At 65.2% G+C, this 4,107-nt stretch carries 4 protein-coding genes and 1 pseudogene; all 5 read right to left on the minus strand.

Annotated features, from left to right (window positions below; all coding sequences use genetic code 11):
• Positions 1-224: pseudogene (locus ENZ74_RS24090) on the minus strand (ABC transporter permease); the annotation flags it as partial.
• Between the two features lie 3 nt (positions 225-227).
• Positions 228-1,208, minus strand: coding sequence for an ABC transporter permease (locus tag ENZ74_RS24095; RefSeq protein WP_063169504.1), 981 nt, complete (start codon positions 1,206-1,208; stop codon positions 228-230).
• 1 nt (position 1,209) lies between these two features.
• The gene (locus ENZ74_RS24100; RefSeq protein WP_063169505.1) at positions 1,210-2,679 is read right to left on the minus strand and encodes a sugar ABC transporter ATP-binding protein; all 1,470 of its coding nucleotides are present in this window, start codon (positions 2,677-2,679) and stop codon (positions 1,210-1,212) included.
• A gap of 49 nt (positions 2,680-2,728) precedes the next feature.
• Positions 2,729-3,742, minus strand: coding sequence for an ABC transporter substrate-binding protein (locus tag ENZ74_RS24105; protein WP_013528926.1), 1,014 nt, complete (start codon positions 3,740-3,742; stop codon positions 2,729-2,731).
• Between the two features lie 95 nt (positions 3,743-3,837).
• Positions 3,838-4,107 (minus strand): SMP-30/gluconolactonase/LRE family protein (locus ENZ74_RS24110; protein WP_164761168.1); only part of this gene is annotated, 270 nt, incomplete at its 5' end.

Below are 4,107 nucleotides of genomic sequence, written 5' to 3' on the forward strand. Positions count from 1 at the left end.
AGATTGGCCGGCAGCGACAGGTCGACATTGCCTGGTCCCAGCGTGATGACGAACATCTGGCCGACGCCGACAATGACGGTGAATACCGCCAGCGAAAGGGCTGCCGTCACCATGCCACCCCCGCCATAACCGCCGGTGAAGGCGATCGTCGCCAGCCACACCAGCAAGGCGCCAATGAACGACCAGATCCAGGGTTTGGTAAGCAGCGATCTCACCGATGTCATCGCTCACCTCTCCTTGCGGCTGATCAGCACGCGCGCCGCCAGCACGATGATCAGGATGGCGCCGTTGGCGGCCACCTGCCAGTCCGGCGGGATGTGCATGAAGGTGAGCAGCGGCGAGGCGGCCAGCGCCAGCGTCAGCGCGCCGATCACCGCACCGATCGGCGACACCCGGCCGCCGACGAATTCGCCGCCGCCGAGGATGACGCCGGCGATCGCCAGCAGCGTGTAGCCATTGCCGATATTGGCGTCGGCCGAGGTGGTGATACCGATCAGCGCCATGCCGGACAGCACGCCGAACAGGCCGGCGAGCGCAAACAGCACAATCTTGGTTCGGAGCAGCGACCAGCCGGCGCGACCGAGCGCCGCCGGATTGCCGCCCGAGCCGCGCAAGATCACGCCGTAGGAGGTGCGCATAAGGCCGAAATGGACGATGAGGCCGATCAGCAGCGCCGCAATGATCGGGAACGGCACAAAAGGCGGCTTGAACGCCATCAGCCCGAGCAGCCAGTCCGGCGCCTTGCCGCCCGGCTTGGGCAGCACGAGAATGGCCAGCCCCTGCCAGACGAAGCTCATGCCGAGCGTCACCACGATCGACGGCAAATTGCGCAGATGGATCAGCGCCCCGAGCAGCGCATAGATGCCGATCGAGCCGAGCAGTATGGCGACGCCGATCAGCGGAGCGTCCTTCAGCCAGGTCGCGGTGACGCAGCCGACGAAACCGACGAAGGTGCCGATCGACAGGTCGAGTTCGTTGCCCGCGATGACGAACATCTGCGCGATCGTCGCCAGCGCGATCGGGATCGCCAGGTTCAGCATCAGGCTGAAGCCGAAATAGCTGATGGCGCGCGGGTTGAGCCAGGCGATGGCGATGAGCACCAACGCCAGCGACAGCGCCGGCAGCAATCCGCGCAGCAGGCGCGCGCGTGCCGCGCTGCCGCGCGCCGCGGACGCCTTGAGACCGTTTTCGAGTGTCGCCGCCGTCATCTCAGGCCGCATCGCCGAAGGAGGACTGGATGATCTTCTCTTCGGTCAACTCGTCGCGACGCAGATTGGCGACGATGCGGCCGTTCTTGAAGACATAGATGTGGTCGCAATTGTCGAGCTCTTCGGTTTCCGTGGTGTACCAGAGGAAGGTACGGCCGCGGGCAGCCTCCTCGCGCACGAGGTCGTAGACCTCCAGCTTGGTGCCGATGTCGACGCCGCGCATCGGGTCGTCCATCAGCACGATCTGTGCATCCGAGCCGAGCGCACGCGCAAACAGCGCCTTCTGCTGGTTGCCGCCCGATAGCGAGAAAATGTTGTTGTTCATATCAGGCGTACGGATGCCGATCTTCTTCTGCCAGAATGCAGCAAGCTCGGCCTCACGCTGCGGCGAGATCAGCAGCCCGCTGCGCAGCCGCGCCAGCGAGCGGATGCCGATATTCTCGGCGATTGACCATTCCGGAAAGATACCGTCCGACTGGCGGTCGCCGGCGACCAGCGCCACCGGCGCTGTCACCTCGATGCCGGCCCGGGCGCGCGTGGCGCCGCGGAAGATCGCCAGCAGCAGATCGGTCTGGCCGTGGCCCGCCAGCCCGGCAAGGCCGATGATCTCCCCAGCGCAGGCGACGAGGTCGGTGCCGTCCTTCTGCGCGGCGGGCCGCGCCCGGACCCTCAGCGGACTGGCGGCGGGCTTGGCGGCAGCGATTTGCGCCGCGATCTTCTGGCGCGCTTCCGCGCCGCCCATCGCCGTCACCAGCCGGTTACGGTCGAAGGCGGTGGCGGCGTCGGCGACAACCACCTTGCCGTCGCGCATCACCACGATGCGGTCGGCGTTGCGCAGCACCTCCCCCAGCACATGCGAGATCAGGATGCAGCTTTTGCCGCCGGCAACGAAGCGGCGCACGAAGGCCAGCAACTGGCCCGCCGTATGCGCGTCGAGCGACGATGTCGGCTCGTCGAGGATGACGAGGTCGAGACGATCCTGGGTGACGGTGAAGGCGCGCGCCACTTCGACCATCTGGCGACGGCCGATCGACAGGTCGCCGACAATGTCCGACGCCGAGATGCTATGACCCGGAAAGATCTCGTCGAGCTTGGCGGCGATCAGCTCGGCCGCCTTGCGCCGCCAGCCGAAGCCACGCAGCGAAGCGTGGTTGATGCGTGTGTTCTCGGCGACGCTGAGATTGGGGCACAGCGACAGTTCCTGAAACACGCAGCGTATGCCGAGCTGCTGCGCGCGCGACACCGAGTAGTTGTCCTCGGTGTCGCCATGCACGCCGATCTGCCCGCTGTCGGGCACCAGCGTGCCCGCCACCATGTGCATCAGCGTCGATTTGCCGGCGCCATTGTGGCCGACGAGCCCGACGCATTCGCCGGGTCCGACGTGAAAATCCACGCCACCCAGCGCGCGAACGGCGCCGAAATGCTTTTCGGCGCCGTTCAGTCTGATGATGTCAGCGTTACCCCTGGGCATGCTCAACGATACTCGCTTGGCGATACGGACGGCAACGCTTGGCCGACACTCACTTGATGTTGGCTTTGATGGCCGCGATCGCGTCTTCCTGCGTGTATTCGTGGCTGGCGACGCCGCCCTTGGGGATCTTTGGCAGCTCGGCCTCGAAATCGTCCTGCGTGAAGGCCAGATACGGCACCAGCAGGTCGTGCGGAATATCGGTGCGGCCGTCGAGCACCTGCTGCGCCACCCAGAAGGCGAGCGATGACACGCCGGGCGCGATCGATGCCGACCAGGTCTGGTAGCCGTCCTTGTCCTTCTGCTCCTTCCACCACTGCAACTCGTCCTGGCGGTTGCCCATGATGATGGTTGGGCGCGGCTTGCCGGCGGCGGCGAAGGCCTGTGCGGCGCCGTAACCGTCGCCGCCCTGATCGACGACGCCGACGATGTCGGGCAGCGACGGCAGGATGGTCGCCACCGCCTTTTGCGCCGTCGTCTGGTCCCAGTCGCCGGTCACCGAACCGACGATCTTGAACTCGGGATGGGCGGCGACGCCTTCGAGGATGCCGGCATGGATGGCATCATCGATCGAGGTGCCGGCAAGGCCGCGGATTTCAAGCAGATTGCCGCCCTTGGGCTGGAACTTGGCCATCTGCTCGACTTCCTGCTTGCCCATGTCCTTGAAGTCGACGACGACGCGGTAGGCGCAAGGCTCGGTCACGGTGCCATCGAAGGAGACGACGGTGATGCCGGCATCGCAGGCCTGCTTGATGGCGCCGTTGAGCGCATCCGGCGAGGCAGCGTTGATGACGATGGCGTCATAGCCCTGCAGGATCAGGTTCTGCACCTGCGCCGCTTGCGTCGGCACCTCCTTGTCGGCGGTGGTGAAGATGTCGGCCGCGCCGACCACCTTGTCGGCGACCGCCTTCTTGGTGACGATGCCATAGCTGTCGAGCATCGCCTGTCGCCAGGAATTGCCGGCATAATTGTTGGAAAAAGCAATCTTCTTGCCACTGGTGTCGGCCAGCGCCGTGCCCGAAGCGAGCATTGCCGCCAGAGCGCCCAGAACGAACAGTTTCTTCATGTCGTTATCCTCCCAGATGTGTTGACTGCTGTATTCCCACCGGCTTTGACCCGGCCTCACTCCCAACTCTGATTTGAGCACGGATTGTCGCGAGCTCAAAACAGTCTCAATCCCGGCACGCGCACCCTGAGCCGGTACAGCGACGTCGACGCGGCAATGTAGAGGCTTTGCAAATCGTCGTCGCCGAAGGTGAAATTCGCGCAATCTTCGGGCGTCCGGATGACGCCAAGAATGGTGCCCGACGCGTCGAAAATGTGGATGCCGCCGGGTCCGGTGCAGTAAAGATTGCCGCGGCTGTCGATCTTCATGCCGTCGGGCGCTCCCGGCCCGTCGCCCTCGGTTGCTGCCCACACCGCGCCGCCATT

The sequence above is a fragment of the Mesorhizobium sp. M7A.F.Ca.CA.002.15.2.1 genome (genome assembly GCF_003998715.1).
GTDB classification, from domain to species: domain Bacteria; phylum Pseudomonadota; class Alphaproteobacteria; order Rhizobiales; family Rhizobiaceae; genus Mesorhizobium; species Mesorhizobium ciceri.